The sequence below is a fragment of the Myxococcus sp. CA023 genome (genome assembly GCF_010998615.1).
Taxonomy (GTDB): Bacteria; Myxococcota; Myxococcia; order Myxococcales; family Myxococcaceae; genus Myxococcus.
Window position 1 is genome coordinate 59,855 of record NZ_JAAEAH010000014.1, and the last position, 14,928, is coordinate 74,782.

The following is a 14,928-nucleotide window of genomic DNA, read 5'->3' on the forward strand; positions in this document are numbered from 1 at the left end:
AGCGGCTCAGCTTCCCTGCTGCACCAGCGGCGTGAGGATGTCCGTCCAGTGGGAGAAGATGGAGAAGTGCCCGCCGCCAGGGAAGAAGCGGGGCACCGCGCGCGGAATCCGGTTCGCGAGGTATTGCCCCATCTGCGTCGGGACGATGCTGTCTCCCTCCCAGTACCAGAGGTCCACCTCCGTCCGAATCTCCTCCAGGGGGACGTTCCACGGCTGCGCGAGGATGTGCGCCTCGCGCCGCATGCCCGCCACGCCCTTTCGCGTGGCCTCATACCGCCAGCCCTGCACCTGCGCGGCGATGCGCGGGTCCGCGAGCACCGCGCGGTCATCCGCCGACGCCTGGGAGCGCAGGCCCGCCAGCGCTCGCGCGGGATTGGCGCGCACCTGCCGGTCATGCATGGCCATCAATGGATGCAGTAGCCACTCCGGCCACGCGGCCATTGTGTACGCGTTGCGGTAGTCCCGGTTCACCCCCGCCATGGCGCCCGGCCGGGCCAGGGGCGCCGCGCCGGACACGAGCGCCGCGCGGGTGATGCGCTCGCCCAGCTTCCACGCGGACGCGGCGACGTAGGGGCCACCGGCGGACACACCGAAGAGCGCGAAGCGGTCAACCCTCAGCGCGTTGGCCAGTTGCTCCAAATCATTCGGGAAGTCGAGCAGCGTGCGCCCGGGCTGGTAGTCCGACAGGCCATAGCCTGGCCGGTCCGGAGTGATGAGGCGCACTCCCAACGCGTGAGTGAGCCGGTCATCCGGGTGACGCATGTGGCGCGAGCCCGGGTTGCCGTGAATGAAGAACACGGGCAGGCCGCTCAAGTCTCCAGACTCGACGTACGCGAGCCGCCGGCCATCCCGCAGGTGGACGGTGCCTTCGCGGACCTGCACGCCCATGGCTTCGGTGTCGGACGAGACGTTCATGGTTCCATCGGCTTCGAGCGCGCGCCAATCCACGCGGAAATAGAGGGCCACACCTTCGTCGCGCCCTTGCTGGAGGCGGACAGGCCAATGTGGCCCACGGGGTAGCGCCGCGTCTCACAGTCCTTCGAGCTGACCAGGGAGGGCAGCGGCTCGCTCATCGCCGGCAGCGCGATGGTGTCGTGCTCGGCGATGACGTTGAGGATGGCGCACTGGATGCGGCGCAGGTCCACGCGCTCGCCGCCCACTTCCATGAGGCCCTGGGGGAAGAGGTTCTGCTGGTAGCAGTCCTTGATGTACTGCCGGTACACCTCACCCGGGAAGGGCACGGGGTCCGCGCCCCAGCGCTCCATGGCCAGGAACGTGGTGACGAACTCCGGGTCGTCGATGCGGCGGCACACCTCCAGCCATCGGGTGAGGCGCTGCACCGGCGCGGCCATGAGGAAGCCGCTCTCCAGCACCGGCGTGGGCACGTTGCCGTAGGCGTCCACCAGCGAGTCCACGTCGAAGTGGTTGGCGGACGTCCACAGCGTGTAGAGGCCACCCTTGCTGAAGTCCACCGGCGTGGCCTGGGCCACGAGGTTTCGGACGCCCTCGGGGTAGAGGGACGTGTACGCCAGGGCCATGGTGCCGCCCATGCAGTAGCCGTAGAGCGTCAGCTCCCGGCTCTTGCTCACGCGCAGCGTCCACCGCACCGCCGTCTGGATGAGCCCGCCGAGCAGGTCATCCCACGTGAGCCGCTCCTCGTCCTGTCCCGGTACGCCCCAGTCGATGGCGTAGACGTCATAGCCCTCGCGGGTGAGGTGCTCGATGAGGCTGCGCCCTGGAAGGAAGTCGAGGATGTACCAGCGATTGATGAGCGAATAGACGAAGAGGATGGGCGTGCGGTGGCGCCGGCGCGGGGCCGCGTAGCGCAGCAGCCGCATGCTGCCGCGCGTGTACACGACGGTGTGCGGCGTGGCGCTGATGGGCGGCTCGCGCACGCCCGAGGCCCTTTCGATGAAGGGCTTGAGGTACGGGTACGGATTGAAGGGCCGCGACTTGAGCGCGAGGGCGACGGCGCGGGTCAGCTCGACCTGCCCGGTGACGAAGGAGCGAAGACGCTGGGGCGTGGACGCGGTCATGTCAACGGCGGCGCTTGGAGGGCGCGCGCTCCTTGGGCGTGGGCTCTGGGGACTCAGGCTCGGGCTCCACGCCTTCCTGACGGTGGAGCAGGTCCACCACCAGTTCCAACTGGGTGCCGAGCGCCTCCACCTGGTCATTCATCCGGCGGAGTTGGTCGCGCAGGTTCTCCACCTCGGAGGTGGTGGGCAGGCGCAGGGTGCGCAGCGCGCCTTCCACCAGGCCATTGCGGCGGATGCGGGCGTTGAAGCTCTGGCGCATGAGGGAGCCGCTCACGCGCAGGTACGCGGGGCTCTCGGTGACCTTGGCGGCCGCGCGGGTGAGGCCCTCCTCGGCGCGGGTGAAGACCTTGCCAGTGCGGGTGTCCGGGTGCGTGAGGTGGCCCAGCAGCTTCAGGCCGCGGGCGAGGAGCCCCTGGGACGGCGGCGGTCGTTCCGGATGACTCATGGCCGGCAGGTTATCTCAAGGCGCGGCGCAGGGGACGCCGCAGCCCGGCTCTATCGCTCCCAAAGTGAACCAAGATTCAACTTGCGTGCCTCGAAGGGCTCGGCATGGACATGGGCGCTACCGGTGTACGCGCCCAGGCGCTGCCAGTGGTTGCCTTCCTGACGATAGACCTCGAGCAACTGAATGCGCGGGTCCACGAACCACAGATGGTTCACGCCCTCGCGGGCGTAGAGCGTCATCTTCCTCGAACGGTCCAGGGCTTCGGTGGAAGGGGACAGGACTTCGCAGAGCCAGTCGGGGACGAGTTCCACGCCCGTCACGTCTGGAATCTCCGGCATGCGTTCGCGCCGCCACCCGGCGAGGTCTGGCACGAGCACGTTGCCGCCCAGGTGGAGCTCAGGCTCCGGGAGGGTGACCCAGCCGCCCGGGCCTTCCGCTCCGAGCTCCGGGTCGAACGGCGCCAGTTGCTGGCTGAGCCGGATGGCGGCCCTGCCGTGAAGCATCCTCGGACGGGGGCTGACATGCAGCTCACCCTCGATGATTTCCCCGACGACGTGCGGGGGGAGGCGCTCCAACGCCTCGTACACCTGCTCCGGCGGTGGCTTGTCACCCATGCCCCCAGGATGCGGCCATGCCTGGGGCCTCGCAAGTCGCGCCGCTTCTCGTTCGTGGATGGCTTCGCTCATGTGTCGAGCATGCGCCATACCTCTGACATCCTCCGGGATGTAGGCAATCCCGGGGGTCCTCCTGGCTCAGCCCTGTCGCTTCACCGGCAGGGGCCCGAAGGACTGTGACACCGGCATCAGCGACATGACGTTGATGTTCACGTGCGCGGGCCGCGTGGCCACCCAGTGCACCGCGTCCGCGATGTCCTCGGGCGTCAGCGCCTGGGTGTTGGCGTAGACGGACGCCGCGCGTGTGTCGTCGCCCTTGAAGCGTACGTTGGAGAACTCCGTGCCGCCCACCAGGCCGGGCTCGATGTCCGTCACGCGCACGGCGGTGCCGTGCAGGTCCGCGCGGAGGTTGAGGCTGAACTGGTGCACGAAGGCCTTGGTGGCGCCGTACACGTTGCCGCCCGGGTAGGGCCACTCCGCCGCCACCGAGCCCATGTTGACGACGTGGCCCCGGTTGCGCGCCACCATGCCGGGCAGCACCGCGTGCGTGCAGTACATGAGGCCCTTCACGTTGGTGTCCACCATCGTGTCCCAGTCCTCTACGCGCGCCGACTGCGCCAGGTCCAACCCCAGCGCCAGGCCCGCGTTGTTGACCAGCACGTCCACCTCGGCGAACTCCGCCGGCAGCGAGCGGATGGCCCGCTCCACGGCCTCACGGTCCGTGATGTCGAGCGTCAGGGGGAGCACCCGCTCGCCCAACTCCGCGCGCAGGGCCTCCAGCCGCTCGGTGCGCCGCCCGGAGGCGATGACGCGCGCGCCGTCCTGGATGAAGCGGCGGGCAATGGCCAGACCGAATCCCGCGGTGGCCCCGGTAATCAGAACGTTCATGGCAGTCCCCTCGTGGAGCCAGCCCCGCGAGGGCCCGGCTTGTCAGTCGTCTTCGCCTTGATAGATGCAGCCACTGGTGCACGTCTCGCGGACCACCACCCGGCTGAGCAGGGGCAGGCCCGGACGCAGGCGCTTCCAGATCCACCGCGACAGGTTCTCGCTGGTGGGGTTCTCCAGGCCTTCCACCTCATTGAGGTAGTAGTGGTCCAACTTCAGCCGCAGGGGCTCGAAGGCCTCCTTGATGTCGGAGAAGTCCATCACCCACCCGGACTGTGAGCCCACGGGGCCACGCACGTGGATTTCCACCCGGTAGCTGTGGCCGTGAAGCCGGCTGCACTTGTGCCCAGGCGGCACGTTGGGAAGCCGGTGCGCGGCCTCGAAGGTGAATTCCTTGAAGATGTCCAAGGTGTCTCCTGACAGCGGGTGGAAGGCGGCTCATATCCCGCGCGTTCCTCCTGGCGTCAAGGTACGCCCTGCCTCCCTGAAACTCCGGCATGTCTCGCCCCGCCGCGCGCCCACGCGCCCGGGGACGCCCGGCTCGGCTCTTCGCTCTGTGTGAAAAATCCCCGGGAATATTCCCGCGCGCGTTGCACACATCACGCTTCAGCTCCCCGCGAAGGCCCACCTGTCGGTGAAGCGGAGCATCCGTCCCAACCCCGCGAAACCACGTTTCCTGTCTCCTCCCTCTACGTCCCGGCAGGCAGGGGTTGCCGCGCTCGGAGGGAATGAACAGCGCGGGGCTCGGAATTGGCGGCCGTCCTCGCGAGCGCCCCCCGCGCCGCGACCCACACCAGGAGTCCGCCAGGATGCGCAACCGCTCGCCGTGGTCCACGGCCCTCTGCTCCGCTGCCCTGCTGTCCTTGTTGGCCTGCAATGGGAAGGGGGAGCTCGCCCAGGAAAGTGGCTCACCTCCGGGCTCCAGCGAGACGCCGTCGACGGGCAACCCGTCCGTTCCTGGCACACCTCCCACCAACGATGACGACGACACGACGAACCCTGGAACGTCGGAGCCTCCGCCCGTCATCGTCGACATCCCGGATCCGACCCCTCAGCCCGAGCCCGGGCCCCAACCCCAGCCAGAGCCGGAGCCTCAGCCTGAACCCGAGCCCCAGTACTCGCGCATCCTCTGGGTGGCGTCCAACGGCAGTGACAGTGCTCCCGCCACGGAGTCGGCGCCGCTGCGAACGGTGACGCGCGCGCTGGCGTTGGTGCGGCCGGGCGAGGCCATCTACCTGAAGACGGGCACCTACGCCGAGCGCCTCAAGTTGGAGGAGAAGGGTGGCTCGGCGTCCAACCTGCTCACGCTGCGGGCCGCGCCGGGCGCGAAGCCGGTGCTGAAGCCGTCCGGCAGCGGCTCCGCCATGGTGGACGTGCGCGGTGCGTACTGGAGCATCGAGGGGCTCACCATCGACGCGGCGGGCAATGCCTCCTTCGCGGTGCTGTTCCGCGGCGTGGGTTCCCACCACGGCGTGCTGCGCGGCTCCACGCTGAAGAACGGCACCGCGGGCGCGGGCATCAACGTGTGTGAGAGGGCCAGTGATGTCCTCATCGAGGGCAACACCATCTCCCACTTCAACCGCAACGGAGATGACAGCCACGGCGTCATCGTCCAGACGACGGCGCGCAACGTGGTGGTGCGTGGCAACGACATCCACCACAACTCCGGGGACGCGGTGCAGTGCATTGGCCCCGAGGGCGGCGCCACCATCTCCGGCACGCCCTTCGAAAACCTCCTGGTGGAGGACAACGAGCTGCACGAGAACCGGGAGAATGGCGTCGACGTGAAGACGTGCACCCGCGTCACGCTGCGCGGCAACATCATCTGGGGCCACAAGACGTCATCCACTTCGCGCGGCGAGGGCGTGGTGGTGCACCTGTCCGCGAAGGACGTCACCCTGGAGGACAACGTCTTCTACAACAACGGCCGCGCCATCAGCATCGGCGGGGTGCGCCAGGGCTCGCCGCCCACCAACATCGTCATCCGCCGCAACCTGGTGCGGGACGGCCTGGGCGGCGGTGAGGAGGGCAGCGGCATCCGCGTGGACACGACGTCGAACGTGAAGGTTCATCACAACACCGTCTGGAACATGCCCGGGCCGTGCCTCACCTTCGGCCATGGTGACACCGGGGCCAGCGCCAGCCTGGATGTGCGCAACAACGTCTTCTCCGGCTGTGGGGTGGCGGTGCGCGGCGGCCCCGGGCGCTCGGGGGCGGTGGTGGACGCCAACCTCTACTTCCGCAATTCGGGCTCGGCCCTCTTCCGGCTGAACGGCGTGGACATGGGCTTCTCGCAGTGGCGCTCGCAGAGCGGGCTGGACGGCCGCTCCCAGGAGAAGGCCCCTGGCTTCGTCAACATCGACACCGGGGACTTCCGCCTGGGGTCGGGTTCGCCCGCCCTCAACGCGGGGCTGTCGCTGGGGTTGACCTGGTGCGGGCCAGGCCCGGACCAGGGCGCTTTCGAGTCGGACTGCCCCTGAGCCCTCAGGGCGTGTAGAGTGGGGTCCCCCCTTCTGCCCTGGACCCCACTCTCCACGTGCCGTCCTCGCTGGAATTCGTATCAGGCATCTCCCTGGTGCCCTCGGACTCACCCGCGCGGGAGCTGCTGGCCGCGGCCGCCGCGCGTGCGGGTCTACGGGTGGTGGGCGGTCTCGAAGAGGCCTCCCTGGCGCTGGTGGACCTCACCGCGCCGGGAGGGCTCGCCGCGGGGCAGGCCCTGGTGGACGCTGCCCTCGCCGCCCACCTCACGTTGGTGGTGCTGGTGGCACCGGGCGAAAGCCACTTCGCCGCGGCGCAGTCCCTCGAGCCGGCTGACGTCCTCACCGCGCCGGTGGCCATGCACGAGCTGGCCTGGCGGCTCCAGTGCGCCGCCGAGCGCCACGTGGAGCGCGAGGAACAGGCGCGCAGCCAGGAGGACCTGGCGCTCCTGCTGGAACTTACGGCGGACTACGCGGAGACGTCGGACGTGGAGGCGCTGATGCACGGCGTCACCCGGCGGCTGGCGGAGAAGCTGGACATCGCGCGCGCCACGCTGGTGATGCTGGGGCGCAGCGCGGATGAGGGCATCATCGTCGCCGCCAGCGACGACCCCACGCTCAAGGACCTGCGCATCGACCTGTCGCGCTACCCGGAGATTCGCGAGGTGATGCGAACGGGCAAGCCGGTGGTGATGCAGGAGGCCTCCACCCACCCGCTGCTGGGGGACGTGGAGCGGCGCGCGGTGGCCGCCCGGGGCATCCACGCCATCGCCGCGCTGCCGCTGCCCATCCGCGGGCAGGTGCGCGGCGTGCTGCTGCTGCGCGCGGCGGGACGGCGGCGCACCTTCACGCCACGGGAAATCGACTTCCTCACCACCGTGGCGCACGCCACCGCGGTGGCCCTGCGCAACGCGTCCGTGCTCCAGTCCGTGCGCGGGCAGACGGAGGCTGAGAAGACGGCCCGCCTGGCCGCGGAGGAGCAGGCGGCCTCGTTCAAGCCGTACCAGCTCTTCTTCGCGCACGTCAGTGAAGGCGTGGCCATCCTCGACGACAAGGCCTGCGTGCTGTCGCTGAATCCGTCCGGCGCGGCCATGCTGGATGTGGATGCGCCGGACGCGCGGGGCCGCCACCTGCACCAGGTGACTCAGCCGGTGGATGAGAATGTGCTGATGGAGTTGGTGACCACCGCCGCGCGCGGCGAGGCCCGCTCCGGCGCGGACGTGCAGGTGTGCACCCGCACGGGTCGCCGCCTGACGCTGTCCATGTCCGCGGCGCCGCTACGCGACGAGGAGGCGGCCACCATCCTCTCCTTCCGCGACGTCACGGACGCGCGAAGGCTGGAGGACGAGCTGCTCCAGACGAAGGACTTCCTGGAGCGGCTCATCGACTCGTCGGTGGACGCCATCATCGCGACCGACCTGAAGGGGCGCATCATCCTCTTCAACAAAGGCGCGGAGGCGCTGTGCGGCTACACCGCGCAGGAGGCCCTGGGCGGCGGCCTCACCGTGCACCAGCTCTATCCGCCGGGCGTGGCGAAGCGGGTGATGGCCATGATTCGGGCACCCGAGCACGGCGGCAAGGGCCGACTGTCCCTCATCCGGGAGGAGCTGGTGCACCGCTCCGGTGAGAGGGTGCCGGTGAACATGACGGCCTCCATCGTCTACGAAGGGGGCCGTGAGGTGTTCAGCGTGGGCATCTTCACGGACATGCGCGCGCGCATGCAGTTGGAGCGCAAGCTGTCCGACGTGGAGACGCGGCTGGAGGAGAGCGAGAAGAGCGCGGTCATCGTCGCGCTCGCTGGCACCGCCGCGCACGAGCTGAACCAGCCGCTCACCTCGGTGATGGGCTACGCCGAGCTGCTGAAGCGGAAGCTGAAGGAAGACGACTTCGCCTGGAAGCCGGTGGACATCATCTACCGCGAGGCGGAGCGCATGGCGGAAATCGTCCGGAAGATTGGCAAGATTACCCGCTACGAGACGAAGTCCTACATGGGGGCGCAACAGATTCTCGACCTGGACAAGGCCACCTCCCATGAAGACTGAGACCCGAGCCGTGCGCATCGCCGGCGGCCCTGCCCCCGAGTCCTTCCAGGCCCTGTTCGAGGCGCTCGACGCCCCCGCGGCCATGTGTGACCCGGCCCTGCGCCTGGTCGCCGTCAACGACGCCTTCCGCCGCTTCTGCGCCGACCACCACGTGTCCGTGGAGGAAGTGGCGCGCACCCTGTCCGGCGCCCGCGTGCCGGCGGATGGCGCCAGCTGCGACGTGGAGCTCTTGCCCGACCTGCCCGGCGTGGTGCTGACGCTGTCCCGCCGGGGCGACGTGGTGGCCGTCCGCGCGCGCAACGAGCCGGAGCTGTCTCGCAACCGGCTGGTGGTGGCGGAGCGGGCCCTTCTGGAGCAGGCGCGCACCGAAGGCGTGCTGTTGGACCTGGGCCGCAGCGTGGCCGAGGCCGGCGGCGAGGAGGAGCTAGTCGCCGCGGTGGCTCGTGGCGTGAAGGAGCTATTCCCCGGGCGTTCGTTCTGCATCCGCATCACCGATTCGCGGACGGGCGGCCTCACGTCGCTCTACGCGGAGGGGCGGCTGAAGGAAGGCGCGCACGAGCCGCTGGTGCTGATGGAGCGCGCGGTGGAGAAGACGAGCCTGGACCGCGCGTCCCTGCCCGTGGACCGCGTGGTGGTGCTGGGCGAAGTCCCGCTGCTGTTCCAGGACAGCACCCATGGCGTGAGCGCGCCGCTGGTTGCCAGCGGGCAACTCTTCGGCGCCATCAACATGGAGTACCCGGCGGACTTCGTCTCCGACGTGCCGCATGACGAGCGCGTGCTGCTCCAGCTGGCCAACCAGGTGGCGGTGGCGGTGAAGAACGCGAAGCTCATCGATGAGCTGACGTTCGTCCGCAAGTACCTGGAGGACCTGCTGGAGAAGGCCAACGCCCTCATCCTGGTGGCGAACCGGGACAAGCAGGTCGTCGTCTTCAACCAGGCGCTCAGCGCGCTCACCGGCTTCGGCAAGGAAGAGGTGCTGGGCCGGGACTTCTTCTCGCTCATCCCGGAGAGCGAGCACCTGCGGCTCAACCAGCTCATCGCCGCGGCGATTCGCGGCGAGCCGGTGAACAGCTTCGAGACGCAGCTGCTGACGAGCAGCGGCGCGGAGGTGCGGGTCTCCTTCGCGACCTCCTCCAAGCTTTCCCAGCACGGGGAAGTGGAAGGCGTCATCGCCATCGGTCAGGACATCACGGTGGTGAAGGAGCTGGAGAAGCGCATCATCCACGCGGAGAAGCTGGCCTCCATCGGTCAGCTCGCCGCCAGCGTGGTGCACGAAATCAACAACCCGATGACGGCGGTGGCCACGTACGCGGACGCGCTGCTTCAGCGCTCGCGGATGACGCCGGGGGCCAATCCGGCGGACCAGGAGAAGCTGCGCAAAATCCTGGAGAGCAGCCACCGCATCCTCCGCTTCACGCGAGATTTGGTCAGCTACGCGCGCCCGGCGCAGGACCGGCCGGAGCGGGTGCAACTCAACGCCGTCGTGGACATGGCGGTGGGCTTCTGCGAGCACGTGGTGGCCCAGGCGCGCGTCAGCATCCAGCGCGAGTACATCGAACTGCCACCCCTGTCCGCCGTGCGCGCCAACCTGGTGCAGGTGTTCGTCAACCTCATCACCAACGCGTGCCACGCGATGCCGCCGGGAGGCTCCGTCATCCTGGCCACGGGCCGTGACGGGCAGGACGCGGTGGTGAAGGTGCGCGACACGGGCACGGGCATTGAGCCCAAGCACCTGCAGCGCATCTTCGAGCCCTTCTTCACCACCAAGCCGGAAGGGAGGGGCACCGGCTTGGGGCTCTCCATCTGCCAGGGCATCGTGGAGAACCACGGTGGCCGGCTGACGGTGGAGAGCACCATGGGCGAGGGCACCACCTTCATCGTGCGCCTGCCGCTCCAGCAGGGCTGAGCCCGCGCTCAGTCCCGCATGTAGTGGCAGGTGTAGCCGCCCGGGTTCTTCACCAGGTAGTCCTGGTGGTAGTCCTCGGCGGGGGTGAAGGCGCCCGCGGGCACAATCTGCGTGACGACGGGCCGGGGCCACTTCTTGGCGGCATCCACCCGCGCCTTCACTTCCTCGGCGACGCGCTTCTGGGCGTCGGACAGGTAGAAGATGGCGGAGCGGTACTGCGTGCCCACGTCATTGCCCTGACGGTTGAGCGTCGTCGGGTCGTGCATGCGGAAGAACCACCGCTCCAGCAGCGTCTCGTACGTCAGCCGGGTGGGGTCGAACACGACGCGCACGGATTCGGCGTGCCCCGTCTTGCCCGAGCTCACGTCGAGATACGTGGGATTGCGGAAGGCGCTGGAGCCGCCCGTGTAGCCCACCTCCGTCTGGACGACGCCGGGAATCTTGCGCAGCAGGTCCTCCATGCCCCAGAAGCACCCGCCCGCCAGCAGCGCCGTCTCCGTGAAGGGCGAGGCGTCCTGGCGCTTCGTGGCGGCGGCCGGAGCGGGGCGGCCGAAGAGTGGCAGCCAGGCTCCATAACCCTCCTTCGCCAGGTCATTCACCGCGACGAAGCGCAGGGCCGCGGAGTTGATGCAGTAGCGCGTCTTCGCGGGCGCGGGCCCGTCCCCGAAGACGTGGCCCAGGTGTGAGCCCGCGGCCTTCGAGCGCACCTCCACGCGCTCCGTGCCCTGTGTGCTGTCCCGCTTCTCGACGACGCGAGCGCTGTCCACCGGGCGAGTGAAACTGGGCCAGCCGGTGCCGGAGTCGAACTTGTCGCGCGAGGAGAAGAGGGGCTCGCCGCTCACCACGTCGACGTAGAGGCCCTCTTCGTGGTGGTTCCACAGGGGATTGCGGAAGGCGGGCTCCGTGGCTCCCTTCTGCGTCACCTCGTAGGCCAGCGGGGACAAAGTGCGCCGCAGCTCGGCGTCCGAGGGCTTCTCGTAGCGGCGGGTGTCCTGGATGGTGGGGCCTGGCGCGGTGGGCGCGGCCCCGCGGGCCTCGGTGCACGCGGACAGCACGGCGAGCGCGGCAAGGGCCAGGGGCATGAGCCGACGGGCCAGGGACGAGGAGGTGGAGGCGGTGGGCATGGACGCGGTCTCCGGAAGTTCCCGCGAGTGCGGGTGCTTCTGTGTGTACGCGCGAGGCCCCGAGGTGGTTTCCGAGGCGGTGTCACCGGACTGCGGCTCGCCGGGCATGCAGGCGGGCGCCCCGCGGAGATACCCCGTGCCATACGAACCGCCACGAGCCGATTCCTTCCGGCCCCGGCGCATCGTCACGACTCGCCGCTGGCCTTGTCCTCGTCGTCCAGCTCGCGGGTGAACTCCTCGTTCGTGAGCAGGCCCTTGCGCGCCATGATGCGCATCAGCGCCCAGAACTTCCGCTCCAGCTCCTCGACGCGGTCCGGGTCTTCCCGCGCTTGTCCGAAGAGGTAGTCCAGATCGTCCAGCACGCCGCCCGCGTTCGCCACGGCGGCCTTGGGCTTCGCGGCGGCGCCGCCCTGTCCGCGCTTCTGCTTGCTCTGCTCCTCGCGGGCGCGAATCAGCTCCGCCAGGGACGTGCGCTGCGTCGCCTCGCCGGGCGGCAGCTCCTCGCCGATGATGACCTCCTCGTCGTCATCCTCTGCGGACGGCGGCGCCGTGGGGCGTGTCACCGGCGGCGCGGCCTTCACCGGCTTCGCTGCGGGCCTCGCGGGCGCGGGGCGGCTGGCGGAGGGCGAGGCCACCGGCACCTTGTGGTAGTAGCGGAGGATGGCGCCGCGCACGGTGGACAGCGGCGCCACGCGCGGGCTGACCTTGAGGCCGGTGGTGAACTCAATCTCCTCCACCGCCGTCACGTTGAGCGGATCACTCATCGCCACCACGAGCTGTTTGCGCCCGCCCGTGCTCTCCAGTGCGACGGGGAACAAGTCGTGTTGTTCGCAGAAGCGCGCGCGCAGCATGTGCACCGCCGCCCACTCCGGCGTGGTGGCCGCGAGGTCCACTCGCGGCAACCCCAGGGCCTGGCTCAGCGCGTCCGCGAGCGTGGCCTCCGTGATGGCACCCTGCGCGATGAGGGTGGCCCCCAGCCGTTGTCCTGATTTCCGGTGAGCCGCGAGCCCCGCCTCGAGCTGGGCGACGCTGATCGCCCGCTGCTCCAACAGGAGCTCGCCAATGCGCTTCCTCGCCATGAATCCGGCCTTAACACGCGCGACGAAACCCAGGAAGCAAGCGCGGTGTCACATCCGGAGGCACTTGGGAATACCCCCGAAAATGCCCGCGCTGCTGCATGGAGGACGGGCTGGCAAGAGGGGGCTCAGCGCAAAATTCCTGTGAGATTTCAGCACTTAACGGCACTGCCCCTACCTTGACACCCCACACGCCCATTCCTAAAGTCGGCACACCGTTTTCAACATCCATTCCTGCCGCCCAACCGGGTGGACCGTCCGCTCGGGGGGACGTCAGGTCTGGAAGGTCCGCTGGAGCGGGCCAAGCTGCCTGTGGAGGCAACACTCGATGGACCTGGCGTCTGTGACGAACCTGACCGTGCTGGCGAATGTCGGCGGCCCTCAGCGGGGCTTCTTCGAAGAAATCGCCATGCGCTGGGAGGCCGGCCAGTGGGGTATGTACCCCATTGCCGCCTGCCTCATCGTGGCACTCGCCATCATGGTCGAGCGAAGCATCATCCTTTTCGGCAAGGCCTCCATCAACAAGGAGGCCTTCCTGCGTGGCCTGAAGAAGCACATCTACGCGGGTGACCTGGACAAGGCCATCAACTACGTGGCCGGCCAGAAGTCCACGCCGCTGACGAACGTCATCAAGGCCGGTCTGATGAACGTTCCGAAGGGCAACGACGAGGTCCAGGCCGCGCTCGACGAGGCCAGCCTCCGCGAGACGCCGAAGATCGAGGCCCGCACCGGTTACCTCGCCATGCTCGGCAACGCGGCGATGCTCGCCGGTCTGCTCGGAACGGTGTCCGGTCTCATCGCCTGCTTCGAGGCCGTGGCCAACGTGAACCCGGCCGACAAGGCGGCGATTCTCGCCATCGGTATTTCTGAAGCCATGAACTGCACCGGCTTCGGTCTGCTCACGGCCATCCCGGCGCTGATCTCCTTCTCCGTGCTGACGGGCCGCACGCAGAGCCTCATCAACGACATCAACGAGACCAGCGTCTCCGTCCTCAACCTCATCGTGGCCAACAAGGACAAGTTCAAGAACCTGAACGTCCCCACGGCGGCTCGCGACGAGGAGTAGGAAGTCCTTCGGGAACCCGGAGTCCGGGCGCGCTGTCCTGTCCCCACGGATGTGGGGACGCGCGGCGCGCTCCCATCAGTCTCACCGACGCTCACTGAGCGCGGCCGAAGGAGAAGAACGCCATGGCCGGCGGAATGGACACAGGTGGAGGCAAAGGCGGCAAAAAGTCGCTCGACACCTCTATCAACCTCACGGCATTCATCGACCTGATGGCGGTGACCATCAGCTTCCTCATCCTGACGGCGGTCTGGACCCAGATTGGCCGGCTCCAGGTTTCGCAGGCGGGTGGCCCCTCCACGGAGGAGGAGCAGCAGCAGGAAGAGCAGACCAAGACGGTCCAGCTCAACCTGCTCATCACGCCCACGGAGCTGCGGCTGACCGCGGACCAGAGCGCCTTCGATCCGATTCCCCTCACCAAGGATGCGAAGGGCAAGACGGACCTGTCCAAGCTGGTGGCGCGCTTCAAGGAACTGAAGGCGCAGCTGCCGGACCAGTCCGCCATCACCCTGCAACCTGAAGACAAGGTCCGCTACGAGGACCTGGTCCGCATCATTGACGAGTGCATCGGCGCTGGGCTGCCCCAGGTGTCGGTGTCCGCGGCGATGGGCTAGCCGCCCAAGGAGCTCACGACACGTCATGGCCATTCAGGTTCCAGGCAAGCGATACGGCAAGCGGCTCCAGCACTCCAAGGTGTTCGGGCACGGCGGGACCGCGAAGAAGAGCGGTTACTCCGACCTCCTCATCACCCCGCTGGTCGACATGTTCATCATCATCGTGCTCTTCCTCATCGCGAACTTCTCCGCGACGGGTGAGGTGCTGATGATGACCAAGGACATCGAGCTTCCCGAGGCGGTCAACGTCAAGGAAGTGGAGATGCACCCGGTGGTGATGGTCTCCGGTGACCAGATCAGCGTCTCCGGCACCATCATTGGCCGCGTGGAGGACTTCACCAAGGACGAGTACCTCAACATCCCGTCGTTGGAGGAGAAGCTCCGCGACATGAAGAAGCAGTACGAGGACCTCCACTCCATGGCGCAGGACACGGCCAACACCTTCAAGGGCGACATCAACATCCAGGCCCACAAGGACGTGGAGTACTCCATCATCAAGCGGGTGATGTTCAGCTGCGCCACGGCGGGCTACAACAACATCAACTTCGCGGTGATTACGGCGGGCGATGCTGAGGCGGTGAAGGCCGCCAGCGCCAAGGCCACCCCGTAGCTTTCAGGTGATTGGGCCTTGGGGCCCCGCGACGCC

Annotated in this window: 13 protein-coding genes and 1 pseudogene; 6 read left to right on the forward strand and 8 right to left on the reverse strand. The window is 68.4% G+C overall.

The features are described from left to right. Window positions 1-6: 6 nt before the first annotated feature. The 6 genes from F8M74_RS08410 to queD all read right to left on the reverse strand — a co-directional run bounded on the left by F8M74_RS08410 (window position 7) and on the right by queD (window position 4,388). Window positions 7-915 carry an alpha/beta fold hydrolase gene (locus F8M74_RS08410; RefSeq protein WP_141253251.1) on the reverse strand — a complete coding sequence of 303 codons (909 nt, stop codon included), beginning with the start codon at window positions 913-915 and terminating at the stop codon, window positions 7-9. Then, window positions 912-2,036, reverse strand: coding sequence for an alpha/beta fold hydrolase (locus F8M74_RS08415; protein ID WP_141253250.1), 1,125 nt, complete (start codon window positions 2,034-2,036; stop codon window positions 912-914). Before F8M74_RS08415 ends, F8M74_RS08410 begins: the two co-directional genes overlap by 4 nt. Before the next feature lies 1 nt (window position 2,037). After that, window positions 2,038-2,481: a hypothetical protein gene (locus F8M74_RS08420; protein WP_141253249.1), complete on the reverse strand. Its 444-nt coding sequence runs from the start codon at window positions 2,479-2,481 to the stop codon at window positions 2,038-2,040. 50 nt (window positions 2,482-2,531) lie between these two features. Next, entirely contained in the window at window positions 2,532-3,095 is a 564-nt protein-coding gene (locus tag F8M74_RS08425) for a Uma2 family endonuclease (RefSeq protein WP_141253248.1), read from the reverse strand. A 138-nt stretch (window positions 3,096-3,233) separates the two neighbouring features. Next, entirely contained in the window at window positions 3,234-3,983 is a 750-nt protein-coding gene (gene ydfG, locus F8M74_RS08430; RefSeq protein WP_141253247.1) for a bifunctional NADP-dependent 3-hydroxy acid dehydrogenase/3-hydroxypropionate dehydrogenase YdfG, read from the reverse strand. Between the two features lie 42 nt (window positions 3,984-4,025). Then, window positions 4,026-4,388 (reverse strand): 6-carboxytetrahydropterin synthase QueD, encoded by a 363-nt coding sequence (gene queD, locus F8M74_RS08435; RefSeq protein WP_011556793.1) that lies wholly within the window; start codon window positions 4,386-4,388, stop codon window positions 4,026-4,028. A 401-nt stretch (window positions 4,389-4,789) separates the two neighbouring features. On the opposite strand from queD, the gene F8M74_RS08440 reads away from it, so the two are divergent. From F8M74_RS08440 to F8M74_RS08450, 3 genes are read left to right on the forward strand one after another with little or no spacing between them, the layout of a single operon-like run. Then, on the forward strand, window positions 4,790-6,460 hold the full coding sequence (locus F8M74_RS08440) for a nitrous oxide reductase family maturation protein NosD (RefSeq protein ID WP_228559189.1): 1,671 nt from the start codon (window positions 4,790-4,792) through the stop codon (window positions 6,458-6,460). Between the two features lie 56 nt (window positions 6,461-6,516). Beyond that, on the forward strand, window positions 6,517-8,499 hold the full coding sequence (locus F8M74_RS08445; protein ID WP_171410190.1) for a PAS domain S-box protein: 1,983 nt from the start codon (window positions 6,517-6,519) through the stop codon (window positions 8,497-8,499). Beyond that, the gene (locus F8M74_RS08450; protein WP_163884353.1) at window positions 8,489-10,405 is read left to right on the forward strand and encodes an ATP-binding protein; all 1,917 of its coding nucleotides are present in this window, start codon (window positions 8,489-8,491) and stop codon (window positions 10,403-10,405) included. Before F8M74_RS08445 ends, F8M74_RS08450 begins: the two co-directional genes overlap by 11 nt. 8 nt (window positions 10,406-10,413) lie before the next feature. Here F8M74_RS08450 and F8M74_RS08455 read toward each other — a convergent pair. After that, window positions 10,414-11,373 (reverse strand): annotated as a pseudogene (locus F8M74_RS08455) (bifunctional methionine sulfoxide reductase B/A protein); the annotation flags it as partial. A 341-nt stretch (window positions 11,374-11,714) separates the two neighbouring features. Beyond that, window positions 11,715-12,608 (reverse strand): general secretion pathway protein GspE, encoded by an 894-nt coding sequence (locus tag F8M74_RS08460; RefSeq protein WP_141253244.1) that lies wholly within the window; start codon window positions 12,606-12,608, stop codon window positions 11,715-11,717. A 325-nt stretch (window positions 12,609-12,933) separates the two neighbouring features. Here F8M74_RS08460 and F8M74_RS08465 point away from each other — a divergent pair, with 325 nt between their 5' ends. The 3 genes from F8M74_RS08465 (at window position 12,934) to F8M74_RS08475 (ending at window position 14,892) form a co-directional block, all read left to right on the forward strand. After that, on the forward strand, window positions 12,934-13,671 hold the full coding sequence (locus tag F8M74_RS08465; protein ID WP_011556787.1) for a MotA/TolQ/ExbB proton channel family protein: 738 nt from the start codon (window positions 12,934-12,936) through the stop codon (window positions 13,669-13,671). A gap of 122 nt (window positions 13,672-13,793) precedes the next feature. Then, window positions 13,794-14,282 carry a biopolymer transporter ExbD gene (locus tag F8M74_RS08470; protein ID WP_141253243.1) on the forward strand — a complete coding sequence of 163 codons (489 nt, stop codon included), beginning with the start codon at window positions 13,794-13,796 and terminating at the stop codon, window positions 14,280-14,282. Between the two features lie 25 nt (window positions 14,283-14,307). Beyond that, window positions 14,308-14,892, forward strand: coding sequence for a biopolymer transporter ExbD (locus tag F8M74_RS08475; RefSeq protein WP_141253242.1), 585 nt, complete (start codon window positions 14,308-14,310; stop codon window positions 14,890-14,892). Window positions 14,893-14,928 lie beyond the last annotated feature (36 nt).